The following is a 24929-nucleotide window of genomic DNA, read 5'->3' as shown; positions in this document are numbered from 1 at the left end:
ATCCGATCAATTTAATAGGTTTTACAAAGTGTGATGGATTTTAGATAATAAGTCTATAAAGTTCATTGCTTATCAATGAGTTTTTTTAAATTCGCAGTTTATATGCCCAGCTTTCCCCAAGGTTGGGCTTTTTTTTGTTTAAAAATCAATAAATTTTCATCAAATCAGGTAGGAAGTAAATTTTGCACCAATATAGTGCTAAACTTAACCTATCAAAGATAGGGTTGGCATGATTTTTGCCAAAGAAAATCCCAATTTTCAAAGAAAACTGGGATTTTTCGCCAAAATCTGGAGCAAAGCTAAAGTTTCTGCTGAGGAAAACCTAATTATTGCCCTAATGAGGTGCATTATGCACCAATATATTGCACATGTAAATATTTTCTTACATTCTTGGCACAATATATTTTTCCATGATCGCTACGTTTTCAATTTTTCAGCATGTTAGAGTGGTATTTAAGGTCACCAATATCATGAAGTTTAAAATGAAAGGTTTATTTTATGTCATCCTCAGTAGTTTGGCATTTTCAGGTTGTGTTTATGATTCAAAACTACAACGCCCAGTCATATCAGAGCGAGAAACTGAGATTCCTTTATTATTTAATCAAGCACAGACTCAAGCTGTGTTTGTTACTTATGATGGGATTCATCTAAAAAGTTATGGTAATGATCTAAGCCGAGCAAAGACTGAATATATTCCTGCATCTACATTTAAGATGTTGAATGCTTTAATTGGCTTGCAAAATGCAAAAGCAACCAATACTGAAGTATTTCATTGGAATGGTGAAAAGCGCGCTTTTTCAGCATGGGAAAAAGATATGACTTTGGCAGAAGCGATGCAGGCTTCAGCTGTTCCCGTATATCAGGAGCTTGCTCGACGTATTGGCTTGGAATTGATGCGTGAAGAAGTGAAGCGTGTAGGTTTTGGCAATGCGGAGATTGGTCAGCAAGTCGATAATTTTTGGTTGGTGGGTCCTTTAAAAATCTCCCCTGAACAAGAAGTTCAATTTGCCTATCAACTGGCGATGAAGCAATTACCTTTTGATCGAAATGTACAGCAACAAGTCAAAGATATGCTTTATATCGAGAGACGTGGTGACAGTAAACTGTATGCTAAAAGTGGTTGGGGAATGGATGTTGAACCTCAAGTGGGTTGGTATACGGGATGGGTTGAACAACCCAATGGCAAGGTGACTGCATTTGCGTTAAATATGAAAATGCAAGCAGGTGATGATCTAGCTGAACGTAAACAATTAACCTTAAGTATTTTGGACAAATTGGGTCTATTTTTTTATTTAAGATAAATGCATGAGTTAAAAAAATGCCCAGTTTATTGGGGGTAACTGGGCATTGAAAAGGGTATATTTTCAAAATGTGATAATTCATTTGATTTTTATATTTTAAGAATATTCTATTTATATGTAAAATGTTAATTTTCAATATCACTTATCTGTAAAAGCGATAGTATAGTGAATGCAATAAACAGACTGAAGTTTAAATACTTGGGTAGAATTGATTCAGATACCCTATAATATAGCCAAATTTTTTAGATTCATTCGACATTACTTCCCATAGGGTCATGACGATGGTGCAGGAACTCCGATCAGAACAAATAAGCACCCGTTTGCTTATCCTTATGTCAGTCATTATTTTGTCCGTTTTATTGATCGCTGTTCCTCAAATTATCAGTAATTATCAAGAATATGTTCGTTCAAAGAGAATTTTAGTCGATATTCAAACCTTACAAATTTTTGCAGAAACATCAAATAAAATATCACGAGAAAGGGCACCAACGAATAAGGCAATGTCGAGCTCAACCCAAGATTTGTCTGAAAATATGAAAGCCTTGCAAGATTATCGTAAGGGGGTGGATCGGCAAATTGATCTAACCGTCGAATCTTTAAGGCAGACAGGCTTCAATGCTTTAGCGGATCAGGTGGATGTACAGTTAAGACATGATTTAGCTGTCGCACGGGGGAAGGTCGATGCTTATTTGGCATTGCCTGCAAAAGAACGTACTTCTGTTCAAATGGATCAAGCAATTCAGGGGATGTTTGCTGCATGGGATAGCTGTAGAGCCATGTTACAGCGCTTAATCAATGACTCAAAAAAAATAAATAGTGATGTGACGGACTATGCATCTATCGTATTGATCTTGGCGGATTTACGAGATCAATCGGGGCGTGTGGCTTCCAATATTATGGCACCACTGAGTTTTTCAGAGCCTATTCCTGAATATAACAAAGCGCGCTCACTACAAACTCAAGAGCAAGTAAAATACTTATGGCGTTTGATGGATACCATACAAATGGAAAATTTAAAAACGCCAGCATATCTACATTTATACGCTCAAGTAAAAAGCCAATTTATTGATCAGGGATTACCGACTGTTAATCGTTTAATTGAGGAAAGCTCACACCAGCAAGCTTATTTTTTAACAGCTAATCAGTTGACTGATGTTTTGGTTGGGAAATTCAATTCAGTGATCGACTTACAAAAGTATTTATTGGAAACACATGCGTTGAGTGCTCAAGCACAAATGGAGTCGGAGCAACGTCAGTTTTTGATCACATTATTTATCTCGCTTTTGTCATTGGCTGTGGCGATTTTTACCATGTTATATACTAGGAAAAAACTCTTTGAGCCTTTGATTTATGCCAGAAATATGATTTTAGAGTTATCACAAGTTCAAGAGCGTGATTATATGGGCGCTGTTTCTACCGCTCCTAGTAAAGAAGTGCACACATTGAAAGATGCCATTGATAAATTAAAAGAAATGTTAAAACAGCGTGATGCTTTTGAATTTCAATTACAGAACAGTGCCAATACGGACATTTTAACCGGAGTTTCGAATCGTTTGGCATTAGAAGATTATTTAAAAAATATTGCCACTCAAACAGAACGTTTTGAAAAACTCACACTAATCATGGTGGATATTGATAATTTTAAATATGTGAATGATCAATTTGGGCATATCCTAGGCGATTCTGTCATTGTGGAAATTGCTCAGTGTCTAAAAGCCAATATTGCACAGTCAAATTTGATTGTACGTTTTGGTGGTGATGAGTTTTTGATTTTAATTGATCAAGTCGAGTGGGATTGGGCGTTGCAAATTGCTGAAAGTATTTTGGCAGATGTTTCCCAGTTGAAATTTAATCATGCACCTTCAACAGATCACTTGAATGTTTCCGTAAGTATTGGCGTAGCAACAGGGGCAAAGAATTGGGAAGATTTGTTCGCTCAAGCGGATGCATCTTTATTTAAAGCAAAGGCACAAGGTCGCAATAAAGTCGTGGGATAGTTCATTCAAACACGGTTATTTGAGATTCACTTTTTTTAATTCCCGATATAACTGATCCAAAAATTGCTGTTGTTCAGCATCATGTTTAAAGTAGCGTTGATAAAGCACACTACAATTTTCTACATCAGCTATATTATTCAGATTAAATGACCAATCGTTATTATTTTTAATTGTAATTCCAAGATGGTCATTACAACTTTTCCATAATTTTGAAAATCTCGTGCTTTGACTCGGTGATAACTTTTCGAATTCTGCATGAACACTATAACCGCGCATTTGTGAATTGAAAAATTTCTCGATCATACTGACAGGTACGCCACCCCATATGATGTTTTGTCCACTTGGCATCAAAATGGATTGCAGTTTATTTTCATTCATGAGTTGATTTTGTTTGCCTGTCTTAAAACTTTGTTTCTCATAGGTCAATATAGTCCCTGCTGGTACATTTATTTTTTTAATGATCATGGGTTGTGCAGTGACGAAATATGGATAGTTGGGGCGACCATTTCCACCAGCTGGATTCATATTGCCGATACAGCCGTTGAGTAAAGCAATACTGGGGATCAAAAAGCATGGGTAAAGAAACTTCATATGATGAATATCCTGTGCTATGGATTGATCTTGCCTTGTATGAATTGGAAATGCAAAATTTTTACAGTTAAAAGACAGAGTAATGAGCCAAGATATAGATCAGAAAACCTGACAAATAAGCTAATAATTGACGGATAGATGGGTAAAAGACAAATATCAAAGTGGATAAAAAATATCAGTTATATATGTCAATTTTTATTTTAATTATAAAAACTTAGAGCCCTCTATACCCCTTTATCGACGAGCGTAGAGGCGCGAGCCCTCTCTAAAACAAGAGAGGGCAGAAATGCAATAAATCGCCTTACTTCAACAACGGTTTTAAGAATTTCGCTGTATGTGAAACTTTCGATTTAACCACATCTTCTGGTGTGCCTTCAGCAATAATTTGACCACCACCTGAACCCCCTTCAGGACCTAAGTCAATTACCCAGTCCGCAGTTTTAATCACATCCAGATTATGCTCAATCACCACAATCGTATTGCCCTTATTGCGAAGCTCATGCAGGATGTCTAAAAGCTTGGCAATATCGTGGAAGTGTAAGCCCGTCGTTGGTTCATCAAGGACATATAAGGTTTTGCCTGTATCTCGCTTTGCCAATTCACGTGCCAATTTAACACGTTGTGCTTCACCACCAGACAAAGTGGTTGCAGACTGACCTAAACGAATATAGCCTAAACCCACTTGGTTTAAGGTTTCTAATCGACGGTGAATGACAGGAATTGCATCAAAGAAATGCATGGCATCTTCAACCGTCATTTCCAACACATCAGAAATATTTTTACCTTTATAGCCGACTTCCAAAGTTTCACGGTTATAACGTTGACCATGGCAGGCATCACAAGGCACGTACATATCAGGCAAGAAATGCATCGCCACTTTGATCATGCCATCACCTTCACAGGCTTCGCAACGACCACCTTTGACGTTGAAAGAGAAACGACCTGCGGCATAACCACGTGCTTTTGCCTCAGGTGTTTGAGCAAATAATTCACGAATCGGGGTGAATAAACCTGTATAGGTTGCAGGATTGGAGCGTGGTGTACGTCCAATCGGGCTTTGATCAATATCGACCACTTTATCAAGGAATTGCAAGCCATCAATCGAGTCGAACTTTTCCGCCGTTAAGGTGGTTGCACCATTGAGTTGAGTTGCAGCCAAAGGCAATAGCGTACGGTTGATCAGTGTTGATTTTCCTGAACCAGAAACCCCTGTCACACAGGTCATCACACCCAAAGGTATGCTCAGATCAACATTTTTAAGGTTATGACCTGCTGCACCCATCAGTTTAATTTGCTCATCAGGTTTTGGCGGTGTTACACGCTGTTTAGGCACTGCGATTTTTAATTTTCCAGATAAGTATTTACCAGTTAAAGAATCTTCATTGTTTGCCAATTCTTCATAGGTACCTTCTGCAATGACATGACCACCATGGATACCAGCGCCAGGACCAATATCAATAATATGGTCAGCGGCACGAATGGCATCTTCATCATGTTCAACCACCAATACCGTATTGCCAAGATCACGCAAGCGTACCAATGTTTCAAGTAAACGGTCATTATCACGTTGATGTAAACCGATAGATGGTTCATCTAAAACATACATCACGCCCATTAAGCCTGCACCGATTTGCGAAGCAAGGCGAATACGCTGTGCTTCACCTCCTGAAAGGGTTTCAGCCGAACGTGAAAGACTTAAATAATTTAAACCCACGGAAACAAGGAAATGCAAACGCTCACGAATTTCTTTAAAAATCTTATCGGCAATTTCACCTTTGGCACCTTCAAGATTTAAATCTTGATAGTAGCTTTCAGCATCACCAATCGACATTTTAGTTATTTGAGCAATGGTTTTATCTTTTACCCGAACATGACGGGAAATTTCATTTAAGCGTGAGCCACCACAAGCATCACAAGCGGCATTTGATAAATATTGTGCCAAATCATCGCGAACATAATTCGATTCAGTTTCACGATAGCGGCGTTCTAAATGGGGCAAAATACCTTCGAAAGGTTGTACTCGATTGTGCTTACGACCACGTTCATCGATATAGCTTAAATCAACTTTTTCCTTGCCTGTTCCATACAGAAATTTCTTTTTGGTTTCTGCATCCAGCTCATTCCATGGTGTATCTAATGAAAAACCGAAATGATCTGCAACTTTTTGAATCATGCTGTAGTAGTAAGGGCGTTGTCTGTCCCAACCACGTATCGCCCCTTGGCTAATAGATACATCAGGGCTAGGGATTAATTTTTCAGCGCTAAAGTGGCTTCGCGTACCTAAACCATCACAGACAGGGCAGGCACCGAAAGGATTGTTGAACGAAAACAGACGGGGTTCAAGTTCAGCTACCGCACGATCACATTCAGGGCATGAGTGCTTTGCAGAAAATACACGATCAGGCTGCTCACCGCTCATCCACGATAGAACTGCAATATCTCCACCTAGACGTAGTGCAGTTTCAAAGCTTTCTGCAATACGGTTCCCTAGATCGTCACGTACTTTAAAGCGATCAACAACCACTTCGATGGTATGTTTTTTCTTTTTATCCAGCTCTGGCGGAGTATCGATATCAATGACTTCACCATCAACACGCGCACGGACAAAACCTTGACTCTGTAATTGTTCAAACAGATTGGTATATTCACCTTTACGCTCACGAACCACAGGCGCAAGTAGCATTAACGCTGTACCTTCTTCCAGAGCTTTAACTGCGTCCACCATTTCAGAAACAGTTTGGGCAACCATGGGTAAGTCATGTTCAGGGCAATATGGCGTGCCTACACGTGCATAGAGTAGACGTAAATAATCGTAAATCTCAGTGATGGTTCCGACTGTTGAACGAGGGTTATGGCTGGTCGACTTTTGTTCGATGGCAATCGCAGGGCTTAAACCTTCAATTGAATCGACTTCTGGCTTTTCCATTTGTGAAAGGAATTGACGTGCATAGGCAGAGAGGGATTCAACATAACGACGTTGACCTTCAGCATATAAAGTATCAAAAGCCAGTGATGATTTTCCTGAGCCTGAAAGTCCCGTGATCACCACAAACTTGTCACGTGGAATATCGAGTGACACATTTTTTAAATTATGGGTACGTGCGCCTCGAATACGGATATGACTTTGACTCATAAAACTTTCTCGAAATTATGCGAATTAAAGTGCTATATGATAGCGATTTAATTTTGTTCAAGCTGTAAAAAATAGTTTTTAAGCGACAAATTGTGTCATCTAAATGACCATTTTTTAAAAGCTACCACAATCAATGTTTTACATAAAATAATAAGATTCATAGCATTAGACTGATTGTGATTTATTTTATTGGTCTAATTTTTATACGTTCAATATGACAATATAATTTATTTAAAATGAAATGCTTATGAAATAACCAGTTTCATATTTCAAAAGTTGAGTCTGTATTTTTTTACCCAACGGGTTGGTTTGTTTTGAGTGTTTGGTTATGACTACTGAATGAGAGGAAAAACCATTTATCTAGAAAAACTGATTGTAAGACAACTATTCTGCGATTGGTTATTATTTTTACTGTAACATATGTGATGTGCATCGCATTTACAGGGGGCTTAAAAATGAATATACACAAACTTATATGTGTTCTTTGTTTGGTATTTTCGTGCAATGTTTTTGCAGAAGATGCTACGCCAGTCCTGTTTGACCAAGTTTTACAGCTTAAACCAAATCAATTGTATGAAGTGGAATTAGAAGATGTTCAACCTGGTGATCAGATTTGGACAGCTGTATATTTAGTCGGACGTCAAAACTTCCCTGGATTGACGTCAAAAGCAGATTTTATACTTGAAAATCAAGGCTTATTAAATAAAGCGAAGCCAAGCGAACATTCCACACAGCAAACCTTGATTGCAGAGCAACTTACACAAACCAATCAGTATTCATTTCATCAATTTAAAGCGTTAACCGCTTTGTTGGATGAAAACGCTGTTCAACTTATTCAAGACCCCAAATTAGAAAAGACCGACACCATTCGTATCTACAGCCAGCTGAATGATTGGATTCCTGAATACAATACTTATGAACCGATAAAGGTTAAATTTGGCATTCAAAATGCAGTGGATTTTGATGTTGTTGCTGCCTATGTTTTAGTAGGCAAAGGTGAAAAACCAGCTGCGCTGACTGAATTAAACTTTAAAAATATCAAACCCTCTTATCTGACGACAAGTATCCCACCTGTACAAGCAGATTTTAGCCAAACAGAAACCAACAAATCTGAATACCATTTAAGCCGAAGTGAAATTAAATTCATTTTTTTCCTCGGTGCGTTAGCGGCAATGGCTTTTTTTGCCTTTATTCATCGTGGCAAATTGAAACGTGCATTCTAATTCAACATTGTGTTGATTTTGGATGAAATAAGCTGATTTTTTAGATTTCAAAAGGATAATGTTGGCGTAAACTCTTGCTCAGATCTGATGTTTGTTTGAGTGGTATTTAATGTTGTCTTTATTTTTGAAATGCAGTATCGGTGCAGCAGTAGTTTTACTGATTTCAATTCTTTCAAAAAGTAAGACATTTTATATTGCGGGCTTGGTTCCACTGTTTCCGACCTTTGCACTGATCGCACATGTAATCGTAGCTCAAGAAAAAGGTGCAGAAGCGTTAAAACAAACCGCTTTATTCGGAATATGGTCACTCGTTCCTTATTTTATTTATTTGTTGGTGGTTTATTTATTGGCAACAAAACTTTCAATGTGGTCTTGTTTTGGCGTTGCGACATTGTGTTGGATTGTAGCTGCTGCAGGTTTAATTTATGGATGGCAAATATTCCACCAATGATATAGTCGTTTTAGTCCTGCTTTGAAGTAATTGCATCTGTATTCAATGTTATTGATCTAATTTGAATAGATTGATCAAAAGTTGAACCCTATCAGACTGAATAAGATGAGTTTTTGAAAATTCATCTTATTCATTTTCATTCCATCGATTGACGATATAAAGCTTAGACGACGAATTGTTTAGGCGCTTCTAAGTTTTTAATTGCATTATAGATTTGATCAGCATGGTTACACACAATCAGTTTGGCACGATGTTGTGGTGGTAAAAAGCCTTCAACAACAGCATGATCTAACTGGGCAATCAAATGGTCATAAAATCCATTCACGTTATATAACATCATGGGTTTTTGATGTTGATTGAGTTGTCCCCATGTGGCGACTTCTAAGATTTCTTCAAAGGTTCCAAAACCACCTGGAAGAGCAACAAAGGCACTGGCACGATCTGCCATCATGGCTTTTCGTTCATGCATACTTTGTACAATGTGTAGTTCAGTCAGTTGATTATGTGCAATTTCATAATCCAGCATAAATTCAGGGATCACGCCTACCACATCACCACCATGTTCAGTCACGGTATCTGCAACTTGTCCCATCAAACCAATACTGGCACCACCATAGACAATACCAAAACCATGTTCGGCTATGCCTTGAGCCAATTGAATTGCTTTTTCTCTATAAGTCGGATTATTTCCAGGTCGGGAGCCACAATACAGTGCAATTAAACATTGAGTTGCTTTAGGAGTTTGCTGATCTAATTCTAACGATTCATTTATCATTACAGGCAATACACTATTCATCATTTATTTTTTCACCTTAACTTATCATGTTCTTATGTATTTCGACTACCTTAAGCAAGAAATATGACAAAAACATGTTGCGTTATAGGCACTTTTGCAATGATTTGTATCGTTAAAGAGTTGCTGTTGAGGTGAGAGTGAGCAAATCATGGAAATGAGCGATCTCTGGCGTTACGACAATATAGTGAGTTACGATTTATGCGCTAAGCAAATAAAATCCCATACAAATAAGATGAAATTTTTATCAAAACTGCCTATAATTAAAGCCTGTTTATCAACAAATGAATCATCATGGGTAGTGGTTGTAGTCGCTCCGAAAATGCACAATCTTTAGACAAAAAAATATTTCAAAATAAACTAAAGTTTTCTTCTCTGTTTCGAAATTTACAGTTCTCAAATGCTGAAAATATCAATTGCGCAACTGCAATGGAGCAAGATCAATGATACTTGAATGGATGTCCGATCCTTCGGCGTGGGTTGGTCTGGCGACTTTGGTTGTTTTGGAAATAGTTCTAGGTATTGATAACCTTGTTTTTATTGCAATTTTGGCAGAAAAACTTCCTCCAGAGCAACGTAATAAAGCACGGATTTTAGGCTTGTTGCTTGCGCTGTGTATGCGTATGGTTTTACTGGCATCCATTGCTTGGGTGGTTACGCTCACCGCACCTTTATTTCATATTTTCGACCATCCTTTCTCTGGTCGTGACCTTATCCTGTTGTTTGGTGGGGTATTCCTGCTTTTTAAAGGTACAATGGAACTGCATGAACGCCTTGAAGGTGGACAGGATTTAAAAGAAGAAAATCCAGTCCATGCGGCTTTTTGGATGGTGATTGTTCAGATTGTCATTCTTGATGCTGTATTCTCACTAGACAGTGTGATTACTGCGGTAGGCATGGTGAAAGAGCTTTCAGTGATGATGATTGCTGTGGTGATCGCCGTCGGGATTATGCTGTGGGCATCTAAACCTTTAATGGACTTTGTTAACAAACATCCGACTGTCGTGATTTTATGTCTAGGCTTCTTGATGATGATTGGTTTTTCATTGATTGTTGAGGGCTTTGGATACCATATTCCGAAAGGTTATTTATATGCTGCCATTGGTTTCTCGGTATTGATTGAGTTCATGAACCAAACCATGCGTAAGAACCAAGAAAAGATGGTCACAACCACAGATTTGCGTTTCCGTACGGCTTCAGCAGTGTTGAAAATGTTAGGGGGCAAAAATGCAGAAAGTCAAAATGGTAAAGCCGATGATGTGATTGCAACACAAGCTTTAGCCGATGAAATCTTTGATGATGAAAATGGGGCATACCATAGTGTCATGGTACAAGGTGTATTGGGTTTATCTGAGCGCCCAGTGAAATCAGTTATGACGCCACGACCAGAATTAGAATGGTTGGACTTGGATGAAGACGAAGCCACCATCAAAGAAAATTTAATGGCAATGTCTCACTCAAGACTGATCTTAGCGCATGGTGAATTAGACAATATCGCAGGTATTGTGCTCACGCATAAAGTGCTCAATGATTATATTGAAACGGGTATTTTGAATTTTGACAAACACTTACGTGAACCTGTCATTGTTCATGAAAATGCACAAGTGTTGATGGTGATGGAGCAACTACGTCAAGCACCTTTGCAAATGGCGATTGTCCTCAATGAATATGGTTCAATCGAGGGGATTGCCACGCCTATTGATGTACTTGAGGCGATTGCAGGTGAATTCCCTGATGAAGATGAGTTGGAGGCTGCTGCTGAAAGCTTGGAAGATGGTTCATTGATGTTGGAAGGTTCAACCGATATTCGCCATGTTTCATTGCTGTTAGGTCGAGACTTGGTAGATGAGTCAGAGCAATATTCAACACTTTCGGGTTATATCTTGTTCCATCTTGGTCGCTTACCTGAAAATGGTCAGAAGTTACAAGCAGATGGTTATGAGTTTGAAGTGGTCACGATGGATGGGCATAAGATTGAAAAAGTTCATATTGTGGCATTGTCGCCATCTAAAGACTCAGAATAAACCTTAATATTGAAAGCAAGGATATTGAAAACAAGCCAGTTGAAAAACTGGCTTATTTTTTTGTTCAGATGATCGGTATAAGCTGTAGCGTAGCCAATGGCGACATTCATGTTGCTTTAGGATAGAGAGATCTTCCACGGTTTATTAAAAGAGCAAAACAAATAAAGCATCAAACAGTCACTAAAAATTCGTATAAAAGGTTTAAAGTCGAGTTGGAATAAATCATTCAAAGTAAATGACTTATATGAATAATCTGGTGGTATGACTTGAGTATTCTTGAAAACTTGCATCATTTAAATCAGCTGTTTTTATCACGCTATATTTTTGTGAAAAGTTTCGATTTTAAGTAGGGTTGCATTATCATTTAAGCCTATTCAGATTTTGAGTTTACTATGTCCAATCTATCCTGTCCCTGTGGTTCGGCGCAATATAGTCAATGTTGTCAGCCACTACATTCGGGGCAAAAAAAAGCCCAGACAGCTGAGCAATTAATGAAATCTCGCTATAGCGCATTTGCCAAACAAGAGATTGCATATATTGTGGCAACAACTGCATTGGGGCAGCAGCAAGCATTGGATGTACAGGCGATTGCAGCATGGAGTACGTCTAATCAGTGGCTCAAATTAGAGGTAGTTCAAGCCAAAGAAAAGCTGGATAAAAATCACGCTCAGGTTGAGTTTAAAGCACATTTTCATGATGGTCAGCAAACGCAGATTCATCATGAAGTTTCACATTTTGTCTATCATGTAGATCAGTGGTATTTTTTAGATCCAACTACAGATCAGCAAGTTACAATGAAACAGCCTTGTATTTGTGGATCAACAAAAAAATTTAAGCAATGTTGTGCGCAATTCTTGTAGCTTTTAGCTCGTTTTGACTTAAAATAGCGCGCATCTTTTACCCATCAGTGGATGAAGGGCAATGTTACTGACCATTATTTATATTATTGCAATTACAGCAGAAGCCATGACGGGAGCGTTGTCAGCAGGACGACGTAGTATGGACTGGTTTGGTGTAGTGTTGATTGCCTGTGTAACCGCACTCGGCGGTGGTTCGGTCCGTGATGTCTTGTTGGGACATTATCCGCTCACTTGGGTGAAACATCCTGAATATCTTGTACTGACATGCTGCGCGGCTTTTGTCACAATTCTCATCGCTAAATGGATGAAGCATTTACATTCCATTTTCTTATTGTTAGATGCCTTGGGTTTAATTGGTTTTACCATTATTGGTTGTCAGATTGCGTTACAGATGGGGCATGGTTTTGTTGTTTCAGCAGTTGCTGGTGTTTTGACAGGTGTGTCAGGCGGTATTTTACGAGACATTTTGTGTAATGATGTTCCGTTGGTATTCCGTCGAGAGTTGTATGCATCAATTTCCTTTGTTGCTGTTATTTTCTACTGGTTCTGTATAGACTTTGGCTTATCTCTAGAAATCACTGTAATTTCGACATTGGTGTTTGGTTTTGCGCTACGCTGTATTGCCATTTATTTTGGTTTAGAAATGCCGAAATTTATTTATAAAGATGATGATGAGCAGTCGGCATCCTCTAAAGATGAAAGCTGAATATAGTGATGCTATTTAGAAGAGTATTTTGAAGATTTATCGCCGAATTTGAGGTTGTATATGTCATATAGAGGCAGCCCAAAGATTAAACTTGGAAAATTTACAACCTTAGATTTTAGAGCAAATTTTCAACTCGTCAGAAAAGTTGATGTCATGCAAAAAAACAGTCTCAGTTAAAGGGTTTAATCGCCATTATTGATCCTGTAAATATTCCATCTCGAAAAATTTTGATCAACAATGGTTTTCATTCTCAAGAATTTAAAGATTTTGACGGATTGTCGGGAGAAATTCTGAACTTAATTCTTCAAAAATAAAGTGTATGCCACGCTTGTCGATCAATTTACCTATTTGTTGAGTGTCTTATGGATTTAGTATCACGTGTACAACGTCTACCCATTGGGAAGTTTCACTATACTTTGCTGTGGGTGATCGGACTGGGCTGGATGTTCGATGCCATGGATACAGGTCTGATTTCATTTATTTTGACCAAAATGGCAGAAGAATGGCAGATGACACCTACGGAAAAAGGCTGGGTGGTCTCGATTGGCTTTGTCGGAATGGCAATCGGTGCTGTATTTTCAGGTGGCTTGGCTGATCGAATCGGTCGAAGAACAGTCTTTGCGATTACTTTGGTGACCTATAGCGTTGCAACCGCGTTATGTGCTTTTGCGCCGAATCTGACATGGCTGTTGATTTTCCGTTTTATTGTCGGATTAGGGCTGGGTGGGCAATTGCCTGTTGCTGTGACGCTGGTCAGTGAATATATCCCTGCTCAGGTTCGAGGTCGGTTTATTGTTTTGCTTGAAAGTTTTTGGGGGTTAGGCTGGTTAGTTGCAGCTTTGATTTCATACTTTGTGATCCCTGATTATGGTTGGCATATCGCATTTTTGATTGGTGGATTACCTGCCATTTATGTTTTCATGATTTTGAAAAAAGTGCCTGAATCTGTTCCTTATCTAATTAATCGTGGTCGCATTGACGAAGCTCATGCGCTGGTACAAAAACTTGAACGACAATGTGGTGTAGACGTGATCACTACGATTGAAGTCAAACCTGTTGCCGCCAAGCCAAATCTTTCCTTCACTCAACTGTGGTCGAGTGCTTTTGCCCGCCGGACCTTGATGTTGTGGTTGATTTGGTTTGGTATCGTCTATTCTTATTATGGCATTTTCACATGGTTACCCAGTTTGTTGGTCAAACAAGGTTATACCATCGTACAGTCCTTTGAATACGTCTTGGGCATGATTTTGGCGCAGCTGCCGGGTTATGTTGCTGCTGCTTGGCTGGTTGAAAAGCTGGGGCGTAAAGCTACGCTGGCAGGCTTTATTGCGATGTGTGCGGTATCTGCGTATTTCTTTGGACAAGCCATCTCAGTCAATATGATCATGTTTTGGGGTTGTTTAATGTCTTTCTTCAATTTGGGTGCATGGGGTGTTTTATATACCTATACGCCTGAACAGTATCCTACCAATATTCGTGCCTTTGGCTCAGGTTGGGCATCTGCGATTGGGCGTATTGGAGGAATCGTTGCACCACTGGTCGTCACTCATATGATGGTAGCAAGCAATGGTTTTAGTTCAGTCTTTATGATGTTTACAGCCGTACTTTTAGCAGTAGCAGCTGTTGTACTGGTCTTGGGTGAAGAAACCAAGGGCAAGACTTTAGAAGAGATTGGGTTATAGTCGTTGATTAGAAGTATTAAAAGTAAAGCACCGAAAAAACGATAACAAATAATAAGTGTAGAATGGCTGATATCGGGTTAATCTTAGCGATCAGCCGTTTTAATTTTTCGTATATTGAATTAAAAAAACAAACAATTTATCGCTATATTATGGATTAGATCAAACAAGAATTGAGGGCGAAATAATGAAAAGTAAAATAGGATTAAGCTTCTGTATTATTTATCTTTTGCTTAGTGCATTTTGTCTTTATATTGCATTAGATCCAATGACTGATAACAAAGGAAATTTTGTTTTCTTACAATTACCCATAGGTTTTCAAGTGTCAGCATTTAATGTAATAGGGTTAGGTCCTTTATTGGATCGGTTGTCTTGGATGGAAGCGTATAGCTTAGTGGTTCCTGTTACTTTGCTGTTTTTATATGGGATCGGATGGTTGCTGAGTTTGAGCATCCATTTTATAAACGCACGAATTGGACCACTCTAATAAGTTTCAGCATTTATAAATTTCGTTTGAAATAAAGTGTATATTCGAATTTTAAAATAACCATTTAAATAAAAGTTGCTCATTTTCCAAAAAGTGGATAATTTTACGTCATTAGAAACACCGAAAGACGCAATTTGTCGTTGTGGCGTACACTTGTGCTTGTGTCGTCAGGCACTGCGACTTAGCATAAGAATGTAGATACATCAGCATTTATTTAGAACGAATTTAATTAGGATAAAAGGTTGTTATGACAAGCCTTGCGCATCATGCGACAGAAAACCGTTCCGTAGCAGAATTTACTGAACAAGCTTACCTGAACTATGCCATGTACGTGATCATGGATCGTGCACTGCCTCATATCAGTGATGGTTTAAAACCTGTACAGCGCCGTATCGTCTATGCGATGAGCGAGTTGGGATTAAAGCCAAGTGGTAAGCCAAAGAAATCTGCACGTACAGTCGGTGACGTACTGGGTAAATATCATCCTCATGGTGACTCTGCATGTTATGAAGCTATGGTGCTGATGGCTCAGCCATTTAGTTATCGTTATCCATTCATTGAAGGTCAGGGCAACTGGGGTTCACCTGATGATCCTAAGTCTTTCGCAGCAATGCGTTATACCGAAGCTAAACTTTCAACTTATAGCGATTTATTATTATCAGAGTTAGGTCAAGGTACTTGTGATTGGCAAGATAACTTTGATGGTTCAATGAAAGAGCCAGTGAGTTTACCTGCGCGTGTACCAAATATTTTGCTGAATGGTACAACAGGTATTGCTGTTGGGATGGCGACCGATATTCCACCGCACAACTTACGTGAAGTGGTCAAAGGCACAATTGCATTAATTCGTAATCCTAATTTAACCGATGAAAAAGTTGCAGAATATATTCCTGCACCTGATTTGCCGACCAAAGCAGAAATTATTACCTCACGTGAAGAATTACTTAAGCTCCAAACCACAGGGCGTGGAAGTTACCGAACACGTGCAATTTATCATATTGAAAAAAATGAAATTGTCATAACTGAACTGCCTTACCAAGTTTCAGGCTCTAAGGTTATTACGCAAATTGCAGATCAGATGCAAGCCAAAAAATTACCTTTGGTGAGTGATTTACGTGATGAGTCAGATCATAAAAATCCAACACGTTTAGTGATTGTACTACGCTCAAATCGTATTGATGCAGAAGCGGTAATGAGTCATTTGTTTGCGACTACAGACTTAGAATCCAGTTATCGTGTCAATATGAACATGATCGGAGCTGATGGTCGTCCACAAGTCAAATCAATCCGCAGAATATTATTAGAATGGATTGAAATTCGTAAACATACTGTCACACGTCGATTGCAATATCATCTCAACAAGATTGAAAAGCGCCTGCATATCTTAGGTGGTTTGATCATTGCTTATTTAAACATTGATGAAGTGATCAAAATCATTCGTGAAGAAGATCAGCCAAAACCTGTGTTAATGATGCGTTTCAATATTGATGAAATACAGGCTGAAGCGATTTTAGAACTCAAGTTACGTCATTTGGCAAAACTTGAAGAAATGGAAATGCGTCGTGAGCAGGAAGAACTTGAGGCAAGAGCGGCGGTGATTCGTGAGCAGTTGGCAAATCCAGAATCTTTAAAATCTTTGATTATTGAAGAGCTTAAAGATGATGCGAAAAAATTTGGTGATGATCGCCGTTCACCAATTGTGCAACGTGAAGAATCACAGGCAATGAGCGAGCAAGACTTGATGCCTGCTGAAGCTGTCACAGTAATTCTTTCAGAAGCAGGTTGGATTCGTTCAGCCAAAGGTCATGAAATTGATGTTGAGAAATTGAATTTCCGTGCAGGCGATCAGTACTTGAGTTCTGCACAAGGTAAGTCGAATCAAAAAGTGTATATTTTGGATGAGACCGGTCGAAGTTATGCCTTGTCAATAAATAGTTTGCCTTCTGCACGTGGTTTGGGAGAACCGTTGAGTTCAAAACTGTCACCTGCTAACGGTGTGAGCTTTATTCAAGTACTGGTAGAGGATGAAGATAAAGAAATTATTGCTGTAAGTTCAAAAGGTTATGGTTTTAAATCTCAAGCGAAACAATTGGATACAAATGCTAAAGCGGGTAAAACATTCTTGACTGTAGCGGATGATGCGAAAGCTATGCCGATAGAGGTCGTTGAAAATCAGACTCATTTGGCTATACTCAGTTCAGTAGGACGTTTACTTTTGATTGATTTGTCAGAATTGCCAACGCTGAATAAAGGAAAGGGAAACAAGTTGATACAACTTGAGGCTGATGAATATATTCAGTTTATGCTAACGTTGAATTTAGATGATGTAATTCAAGTGCTTGCAGGACAGCAACAATTAAAACTAAAAGGTGATGATTTACAGAAGTATATTGGTAAACGAGCATCGAAAGGTCAACTCTTACCCCGTGGATATCAAAAAGCAAATAAACTGTTGATTCAAAGATAAAACTAGCATCCTTGGATCGAAATACGTTATATATGCAATGTGTTCGTGGAAATGGATGCAATATTGAGCACAAAGAAGCCAAAAAATTATGCTCGATATTGAGAAAAACAGTTTAAAACTAAGGATTACTGATTGGAGATTATGGCATTATGGAAAAGATTTGGTTCGCTGAATACCAAAAGACTGGGATTCCAGAGACTGTAGAATTGCCCCAGGAAAATACTTCTCTTATTGATATTTTTGAGCGTAATTTCCAAAAGTTTGGTTCGCGTGATGCCTTTATCTTCATGGATAAGGTGATGTCATTCAGTGATCTTGAATTGGCAAGCCGTAAATTTGCAACTTATTTACAAAGTTTGGGTTTGGCAAAAGGCGCACGTGTCGCAGTAATGATGCCTAATGTCCTTCAATATCCTATTGTTGCTTTGGCGGTATTCCGTGCAGGTTTAGTGCTCGTCAATGTCAACCCACTTTATACTGCACGTGAACTAGAGCATCAGTTAAATGACTCAGGTGCAGAAGCATTGGTTATTGTTGAAAACTTTGCCACTGTTTACCAAGCAATTATCGGAAAAACGCCAGTAAAACATGTGGTTGTTGCCTCTGTTGGTGACATGCTAGGTACTTTAAAAGGTACTCTAGTGAATTTTGTATTACGTAAAGTACGTAAGCAAATTCCAGATTGGAACATTCCTGGACATATCAAATTTAATGCTGCATTGGCAAAAGTAAGTCCAAGCAACTACAAACGCCCTAACATGACGTTGAGTGATACTGCTGTGTTGCAATATACAGGTGGTACTACAGGTGTTTCAAAAGGTGCTGAACTGACTCATCGCAATTTAGTTGCAAACTTAATGCAATGTGATGGTATTTTCCAAAGTAAGTTTGGTCAGGGTGACGGTGCAAAAGATGACCGTATCTTCTGTGCATTGCCGCTTTACCACATCTTTGCATTTATGGTGTGTGCACTTTATGGTATGTACAAAGGTCAAGCAAATATTCTGATTCCTAACCCACGTGACTTACCTGCAGTGATTAAAGAATTACGTAAATATCAGCCAGGCTTTTTCCCAGCGGTTAATACATTATTCAATGCATTGGTACATAACGAAGAATTTAGACAGCTCGATTTCAGCAATTTAAAAATGGCGATGGGCGGTGGTATGGCTGTATTGCCTTCAACTGCGGAAGAGTGGAAAAAAGTGACGGGTACCATTATTATTGAAGGTTATGGTCTATCTGAAACTTCGCCTGTTGCAACAGCTAATCCACCTGCAACGACTGAATTCAGCGGTACAATCGGTGTTCCATTACCATTGACTGATGTGGCGATCCTTGATGATGATGGCAACCACCTACCACAAGGTGAACAAGGTGAAATCTCGATTCGTGGACCACAAGTCATGAAAGGTTATTGGAACCGTCCTGATGAAACTGCGAAAGTGATGACAGCTGATGGTTATTTCCGTACTGGTGATATCGGTGTCATGGATGCCCGTGGTTACTTTAAAATCGTAGATCGTAAGAAAGATATGATCTTGGTGTCTGGTTTCAATGTCTATCCATCTGAAATTGAAGAAGTCATTGCGCAGCATCCAAAAGTGCTTGAAGTTGCAGCGATTGGTGTACCTGATGAAAAATCTGGTGAAGTGCCAAAACTGTTTGTTGTGAAAAAAGATCCTTCATTAACAACTGAAGAAGTTCTTGAATTTGCAAAACAAAACTTAACTGGCTATAAACGCCCACGTTATGTGGAGTTTATGGATGATTTACCAAAATCGAATGTAGGTAAAATCTTACGTAAAGATTTGCGTAAATAAGCAAAAACTCAAATTAAAAAAGCGCCAAGATTGGCGCTTTTTTTTGTAACATAGAACAGTGCAACGATGGATAGAATCAGAAATTTTGCTTTGAGCGACTATACCAACCATCAATATAGGGACGGCTTAAACCTACAATCGCAGTAAAGGTCAACATTGTTCCCATTTGACGACCTAAAGCAGCAGGAACAATACTGCCGTAACTCATATAAATATCAATCAAACAATAGATGATAATGATCGCAAGCCACAAATATAGATTCATTCGTTTGATCGCAACCGCAAAAAAAGCCACAATTAAAATGATAAGCGTGCCTAATGTTGACTGCCAGTTATAATTGGCACAAATCACACATAATAAAAATGCCAAAATAGGCAGCACAATTTTAAGAATACGATCAATCTCGGCATGTTGCTGGCGTTGTTTCTCTAAAACTTCAAACAATTCATTTTGGTCGGGCTGCACGACATTGTCCTCACTACACAATTTTGCAAAACTCTGCATTAAACAAAAAATATTCTGTTATTGCCATGCTATGATAACCTGCATTAACACTTCATGAGAAAAAATCATGTCTGGGATAGATGGCATCATATATTTAATTCTAATTGCCTGTTTACTTCCTTATGTTTTTACCATTATTGCGAAAGTATCTGGGGGATTTAAACTCGCAGATAACCAGAATCCTCGTGACTTTTTAGCCAAAAGCACAGGCTTGTCGGCACGCGCCAATGCGGTACAACAAAATAGTTTTGAAAGCTTACCTTTATTTATTGCCGCTGTGCTTATGGCTGAGTATATGGTGGTCTCACAACATTTGATCATGATGTTGGGGATTGCTTATATTGTACTGCGCATTATCTATGGGATTTGTTATCTAGCCAATATTTCAGCATTACGCTCAATCATTTGGTTTCTATCGATGGCTTGTCCAATCATTTTATTATTATTGATTATTCGAATTGTCTGAGTGGATTTAGACGAAATCCATTCATTTTGATGATGCAAAATGTATAATCCGCAGCTGTTCGCGTATTTTAGCGTTATAATCGTCAAGATTTTTTATAAGACCTCACTTCAAAGAGTATCCTATGAGCTATAGCAATATTCCTGCTGGTAAAGATGCACCTAATGACATCTATGTAATCATCGAAATCCCAGCCAATGCTGCACCAATTAAATATGAAGTAGATAAAGATTCAGATGCTTTATTTGTTGACCGTTTCATGGGTACTGCAATGTTCTACCCAGCGAACTACGGTTATGTTCCAAATACCTTGTCTGAAGATGGTGATCCATTAGACGTATTGGTCGTTACACCACATCCATTGGTACATGGTTCAGTGATTCGTTGTCGTCCAGTGGGTAAATTAAACATGGAAGATGACGGTGGTATCGATGCGAAACTTATCGCTGTACCACACGACAAATTAACACCGCTTTATAAAGATGTGAAAGAATATTCAGATCTTCCAGCTTTGTTGTTGAATCAAATTGAACACTTCTTTGCACATTACAAAGATTTAGAGCCTGGGAAATGGGTTAAATTGACAGGTTGGGAAGGTTCTGAAGTTGCTAAAGCTGAAGTATTAAAAGCAATCGAAGCAGCCAAATAAGCCAGATAGAAATGCGGTTTGAAGATTAAATAATGTTCAAACCAATAAAAAACCTGCATGATTAAATGCAGGTTTTTTTTGGTCGTTTTTCTATTTTAAATTAGAAAAATTTCACAGGAATATCAAGGAAAATACGCCATTCGTTGGTATCACCGATATAAACAGGGTTATACGCGTCGCTTGCACGGTAGTAAGAGTGGCGAACACGTAAGCTTGCATCTTTTGCAAAACCGCTTTGCATAGTGTATTTCACTTGGTTGAAGAATTCGCGTTCTTGAGCATTGTCGGTCACATTGCGAACTTTAATATCCCAACCATAAACAAATGCAGTCGTCCAGTTTAATCCAGGAACACCATAACCACCAAAGTCTAAGTTATATTGAACTTGAGCAGATTTTTCATGGTTACCAATAAAGTCAGACAAGTACGAGTTTGGTAAATAAATACTTTGGAAACCATCGGCATTTTGACCATAGTCATAACCAACATCACCCGTGTTTTGTTGGTAAGCTAACATCACACTGTGTGGACCTTGATTATAGGTTGAAGACAACGCCCAAATATTATTGGTCTTTTCTACGCCTGCTTTACCTGTTTCTGCATAGTCAGCATCAACTGGACCCGTTGCCGAGTAAGTATTGGCATTTTTATCAAACTTAGTGTGATAACCACTGAAGTCAAACGTCAAAGAGCTTTGATTTGCTAGAGGATATTTATAATTTGCATTGATATAATGACGCTCTAAAGCATTTTTAGAGTCTAAACCATAATAAGATGCACTGAGTTGGTCATCAAACTTGTACTTAGCACCCCAAACAATAGCATCATCCAGATGATTACTGTCTGTATTGATATGATCAGACATTTGGTCTTTGGTAAATTTACCAGCAACAAGTTCTAAGTTCTTAATTTCACGGCTGGTCAATAAAGTCCCTGTAAAGTATTCAGGAACAAGACGTGTGGTATTACTTGCCAATACAGGTAAATCTAAAACTTGAGTACCATAACGCACAGTGGTGTTTGAGAAACGTGCTTTCACGTTTGCACCACCACGAGCCCAGTGATGGTAAGGATTACCTTGATCATCACGAGGGATCATGTTGTTGCCTGAATGTTGGTTGTCACCAATTTTAAAAGAACCGTCACCCACAACACCCACACCAAAACCAACAACGCCTTGTGTGAAACCTGAATCTAAGTCAACAATTGCAGTTTGTGCAAATGAACTTTGGTCTTCGATGCCATGTTTTTTATCGCGAAGGATGTAACCAGTACGAAACAATACAGAACCTTTGGCATCTTCAACGAAACCTTTTGCATCACTTTGTTCGCTAGCAAATGTAGGTGTAATTAAAGCAGCATTAATTAATATAGCTAAAGTAAGTTTTGGAGCATTCAACATGAATTGCCTCGTGAACGAGAATAAATGGTACTGACTGATTGAATTCAGAGCAGATAATGGATGAATTGTATATTTAATCTATAAAAAGGGAATGACCTTTGATTAAAAATATTACATTTTTGTAATTTTCTACTCAATATTAATTTATTTCTTTATGAAAAAAAATTCTAAAGTTGCTTAAATATGATTAAATTGTTTGAAATTTCCATTATTTTAATGGATTTGGTTGTTCTGTAGCCACTATTTTTACCAAAAATTCAAAAAAACAGTAAAATTTCAGCAAATTTTTCCTCTTACTTATTTAATTTCATGAATTCAATTTTTTCCCAAATTTTATGGGCTTTGCCTATCTGTGTTGTATCGTGTTCTGTATTTGCCGATCAGACAGATCATTCTGCTGAAAATAGTATATTTTCTGGAAATATAGGGGTGGTATCTAAGTATATCTATCGCGGTGGTGAAGAAAATCAAGATCTTGCAATGCAAGGCGGTTTAGCCTATGCGCATCAAAGTGGCATAACATTAGGCTATTGGGGTTCGACTTTAGGCTATGATCCATCAGATGACAGACAAGATCATGGCTTTGAACATAATTTCTATGTGTCATATGGACAGGAAATTGATCAAAATTGGCGCTACAACTTTAAAACCACAGCCTATGTGTACCATCATGGTGGAACGGTTTACGCTGAGCAGGGGGATCATCGTAAAACTGATGATTTAGACATTTTAGCTGAGATTGTTTATAAGAATTTAACAGTGGGTGCGGCAGTAATGCTCGCTGATTCATCTTATGCCAATGCGGGTGATGTCTACTTAAGTGCCGCTTATAGTTATCCATTAGCGCATGAATTTGTGTTCAATACATCTTTTGGCGGCTCTTTCTACAATACTCAGCACGATAATCAGATTGTGCAATCGAAAAAGAATTTTACCTTCAATGAAGCGCGTATAGGTGTCAGTAAGTCAATTGCAAATACTGGGCTGTTGGCATCTTTTGATTACGTCGTAGGTGGCAAGAGTCGTATTGGAGAAGATTATGATGATCACATGGTACTTGGCTTGATCTACAATTTTTAGCTGATACCCAAGCCCCATTTTTATGCTCAAAAATTTAACACAGTGCATGACCTAAGATTGGGCATGCACTTTTTTTAAGCATTTTTAAGTTAAAATCTGTTTTTTGATCAAAAATAGTACATTTTGTTGCAGTGTTGTGACATTTAAGCTTTGAAAAATATTTATGAGATTTTTATGTCACGAATCACATCAATGATAGAAAATTTATGCGACGGTTTTACATACTCATCAGCAGTCAAAATCATGCTGAAAGTAGGTAAATATGAAGCATCGTCATTTCGTGTTCAATGATCTAATGATCCGTACACAACTCAGAAAAAGAAATTTTATCCAACAAAAAAAATTAATAATTTTATTTATGATCAATAGTTTGGGGTGTTTTAATCAAAATTATAAAAAATTAAAAAATATTCTTGGCATGGCAATTGCTAAATGCTTAGGGAGTTCATCAAATTTTAGCATAACAAATAAACATCGTATGATGGGGGAGCACTCAAGATGAAATTCTCAACTAAAGCACTAGCATTGGCAGTTTTATCGTCTACAGCAACTATGGCAATGGCGGAAGATAACGCACTGTCAAAATTAGGTTTAAGTTTCTCAGGAAGTGCTGCCGTAACGAATGACTATCGTTTTCGTGGTATGACACAAACAGCGAGTGATCCAGCCGTGCAAGCAGGTTTCACTTTATCGCATACTTCAGGTCTATATGTTGGTCTATGGGGGTCCAATGTGAACTTTGGGGAGTCAGATCCTCATTTAGAATTAGACCCATCGATCGGTTTTACAACACCACTCGAACTTTCACCAACGTTTAAGCCAACTTTAGATGTTGGTGTGGTTGAATATAATTACCCAAGTGCAAGCAGTGGCTTTAACTGGACTGAATTTTACGCAAAATTAATATTTGCAGATGTGTTTGTGAAAGGTGGAAGCTTATTAACAAACGTGAACTATACCAATGACTGGGCTGCGGTCGGTGGAAATAGCTGGAATTTTAACCTAGGTTATTCTGCACCATTCGGCGATACTGGTTTTGGTGGTGTTGCCAATGTGGGTTATACCACAATGGATGAAAAAGCATTACCAGACGGTAAAGACAACTATGTAGACTGGAAAGTTGGGGTTAACTACAGTGTTAAATCAATTCCCGGTGTTACTGCGGAACTTGCTGCTGTAGGGACGAATATTGATACGGATGGTTTTACTAATTCAGGGAAACGTGCTGTTGAAACAGGTGCTGTGTTTACGCTAACCAAAGCATTCTAAGTACGATTAAAATGAAAAAAGGTGAC

Annotated in this window: 20 protein-coding genes and 1 pseudogene; 16 read left to right on the top strand and 5 right to left on the bottom strand. The window is 38.4% G+C overall.

Annotation, left to right across the window (positions count from 1 at the left end; genetic code table 11):
• Window positions 1–482: 482 nt before the first annotated feature.
• Entirely contained in the window at window positions 483–1301 is an 819-nt protein-coding gene (gene blaOXA / locus TOL5_RS20550) for an OXA-229 family carbapenem-hydrolyzing class D beta-lactamase (protein WP_227543968.1), read from the top strand.
• A gap of 281 nt (window positions 1302–1582) precedes the next feature.
• The gene (locus TOL5_RS20545; RefSeq protein WP_121774164.1) at window positions 1583–3298 is read left to right on the top strand and encodes a GGDEF domain-containing protein; all 1716 of its coding nucleotides are present in this window, start codon (window positions 1583–1585) and stop codon (window positions 3296–3298) included.
• 15 nt (window positions 3299–3313) lie between these two features.
• Here TOL5_RS20545 and TOL5_RS20540 read toward each other — a convergent pair whose 3' ends face one another.
• Both TOL5_RS20540 and uvrA read right to left on the bottom strand, forming a co-directional pair.
• The gene (locus tag TOL5_RS20540; protein ID WP_121774163.1) at window positions 3314–3889 is read right to left on the bottom strand and encodes a hypothetical protein; all 576 of its coding nucleotides are present in this window, start codon (window positions 3887–3889) and stop codon (window positions 3314–3316) included.
• Window positions 3890–4190: 301 nt separating this feature from the next.
• Window positions 4191–7022 (bottom strand): excinuclease ABC subunit UvrA, encoded by a 2832-nt coding sequence (gene uvrA, locus TOL5_RS20535; RefSeq protein WP_009584019.1) that lies wholly within the window; start codon window positions 7020–7022, stop codon window positions 4191–4193.
• A gap of 455 nt (window positions 7023–7477) precedes the next feature.
• On the opposite strand from uvrA, the gene TOL5_RS20530 reads away from it, so the two are divergent.
• Both TOL5_RS20530 and TOL5_RS20525 read left to right on the top strand, forming a co-directional pair.
• Window positions 7478–8245 carry a hypothetical protein gene (locus tag TOL5_RS20530; protein ID WP_058968248.1) on the top strand — a complete coding sequence of 256 codons (768 nt, stop codon included), beginning with the start codon at window positions 7478–7480 and terminating at the stop codon, window positions 8243–8245.
• Window positions 8246–8354: 109 nt separating this feature from the next.
• Window positions 8355–8696 carry a GlpM family protein gene (locus tag TOL5_RS20525; RefSeq protein WP_005034503.1) on the top strand — a complete coding sequence of 114 codons (342 nt, stop codon included), beginning with the start codon at window positions 8355–8357 and terminating at the stop codon, window positions 8694–8696.
• A 163-nt stretch (window positions 8697–8859) separates the two neighbouring features.
• Here TOL5_RS20525 and TOL5_RS20520 read toward each other — a convergent pair whose 3' ends face one another.
• On the bottom strand, window positions 8860–9495 hold the full coding sequence (locus TOL5_RS20520; RefSeq protein ID WP_004825617.1) for a TIGR00730 family Rossman fold protein: 636 nt from the start codon (window positions 9493–9495) through the stop codon (window positions 8860–8862).
• Between the two features lie 437 nt (window positions 9496–9932).
• Between TOL5_RS20520 and TOL5_RS20515 the strand changes: the two genes are divergently transcribed.
• The 8 genes and pseudogenes from TOL5_RS20515 to TOL5_RS20485 all read left to right on the top strand — a co-directional run bounded on the left by TOL5_RS20515 (window position 9933) and on the right by TOL5_RS20485 (window position 19535).
• Entirely contained in the window at window positions 9933–11513 is a 1581-nt protein-coding gene (locus tag TOL5_RS20515) for a TerC family protein (protein ID WP_004825615.1), read from the top strand.
• A gap of 392 nt (window positions 11514–11905) precedes the next feature.
• Complete coding sequence (locus tag TOL5_RS20510) at window positions 11906–12373, top strand: YchJ family protein (RefSeq protein ID WP_009583990.1); 468 nt, start codon at window positions 11906–11908, stop codon at window positions 12371–12373.
• Between the two features lie 61 nt (window positions 12374–12434).
• Window positions 12435–13079, top strand: coding sequence for a trimeric intracellular cation channel family protein (locus TOL5_RS20505; RefSeq protein WP_009583997.1), 645 nt, complete (start codon window positions 12435–12437; stop codon window positions 13077–13079).
• A gap of 155 nt (window positions 13080–13234) precedes the next feature.
• Window positions 13235–13393: pseudogene (locus tag TOL5_RS22575) on the top strand (N-acetyltransferase); the annotation flags it as partial.
• A gap of 48 nt (window positions 13394–13441) precedes the next feature.
• A complete protein-coding gene (locus TOL5_RS20500; protein WP_121774161.1) occupies window positions 13442–14761 on the top strand; it encodes an MFS transporter in 1320 nt (439 codons plus the stop codon).
• Between the two features lie 265 nt (window positions 14762–15026).
• Window positions 15027–15245, top strand: coding sequence for a hypothetical protein (locus TOL5_RS20495; RefSeq protein WP_227543967.1), 219 nt, complete (start codon window positions 15027–15029; stop codon window positions 15243–15245).
• A 247-nt stretch (window positions 15246–15492) separates the two neighbouring features.
• Window positions 15493–17712 (top strand): DNA topoisomerase IV subunit A, encoded by a 2220-nt coding sequence (parC, locus tag TOL5_RS20490; protein WP_009584021.1) that lies wholly within the window; start codon window positions 15493–15495, stop codon window positions 17710–17712.
• A gap of 149 nt (window positions 17713–17861) precedes the next feature.
• Window positions 17862–19535, top strand: a complete 1674-nt coding sequence (locus TOL5_RS20485) for a long-chain-fatty-acid--CoA ligase (RefSeq protein ID WP_005034492.1) — start codon at window positions 17862–17864, stop codon at window positions 19533–19535.
• A gap of 76 nt (window positions 19536–19611) precedes the next feature.
• Here TOL5_RS20485 and TOL5_RS20480 read toward each other — a convergent pair whose 3' ends face one another.
• Window positions 19612–20040: a hypothetical protein gene (locus tag TOL5_RS20480; protein ID WP_227543966.1), complete on the bottom strand. Its 429-nt coding sequence runs from the start codon at window positions 20038–20040 to the stop codon at window positions 19612–19614.
• A 67-nt stretch (window positions 20041–20107) separates the two neighbouring features.
• Between TOL5_RS20480 and TOL5_RS20475 the strand changes: the two genes are divergently transcribed.
• Both TOL5_RS20475 and ppa read left to right on the top strand, forming a co-directional pair.
• Window positions 20108–20506, top strand: a complete 399-nt coding sequence (locus TOL5_RS20475; protein WP_004825596.1) for an MAPEG family protein — start codon at window positions 20108–20110, stop codon at window positions 20504–20506.
• A 121-nt stretch (window positions 20507–20627) separates the two neighbouring features.
• Window positions 20628–21152, top strand: a complete 525-nt coding sequence (gene ppa / locus TOL5_RS20470) for an inorganic diphosphatase (protein WP_004825594.1) — start codon at window positions 20628–20630, stop codon at window positions 21150–21152.
• A gap of 100 nt (window positions 21153–21252) precedes the next feature.
• Here the strand turns inward: ppa and TOL5_RS20465 are convergent, their stop codons facing one another.
• Window positions 21253–22554 (bottom strand): OprD family outer membrane porin, encoded by a 1302-nt coding sequence (locus TOL5_RS20465; RefSeq protein WP_058968262.1) that lies wholly within the window; start codon window positions 22552–22554, stop codon window positions 21253–21255.
• 309 nt (window positions 22555–22863) lie between these two features.
• Between TOL5_RS20465 and TOL5_RS20460 the strand changes: the two genes are divergently transcribed.
• Both TOL5_RS20460 and TOL5_RS20455 read left to right on the top strand, forming a co-directional pair.
• Window positions 22864–23634 carry a TorF family putative porin gene (locus TOL5_RS20460; RefSeq protein ID WP_121775863.1) on the top strand — a complete coding sequence of 257 codons (771 nt, stop codon included), beginning with the start codon at window positions 22864–22866 and terminating at the stop codon, window positions 23632–23634.
• Between the two features lie 498 nt (window positions 23635–24132).
• Window positions 24133–24903 (top strand): TorF family putative porin, encoded by a 771-nt coding sequence (locus tag TOL5_RS20455; RefSeq protein ID WP_046759767.1) that lies wholly within the window; start codon window positions 24133–24135, stop codon window positions 24901–24903.
• Window positions 24904–24929 lie beyond the last annotated feature (26 nt).

Source organism: Acinetobacter sp. Tol 5 (assembly GCF_019702905.1).
Taxonomy (GTDB): Bacteria; Pseudomonadota; Gammaproteobacteria; order Pseudomonadales; family Moraxellaceae; genus Acinetobacter; species Acinetobacter bereziniae.
The sequence above is the reverse complement of the archived record's forward strand: the minus strand, read 5'-3'. Positions and strand labels throughout refer to the sequence as shown.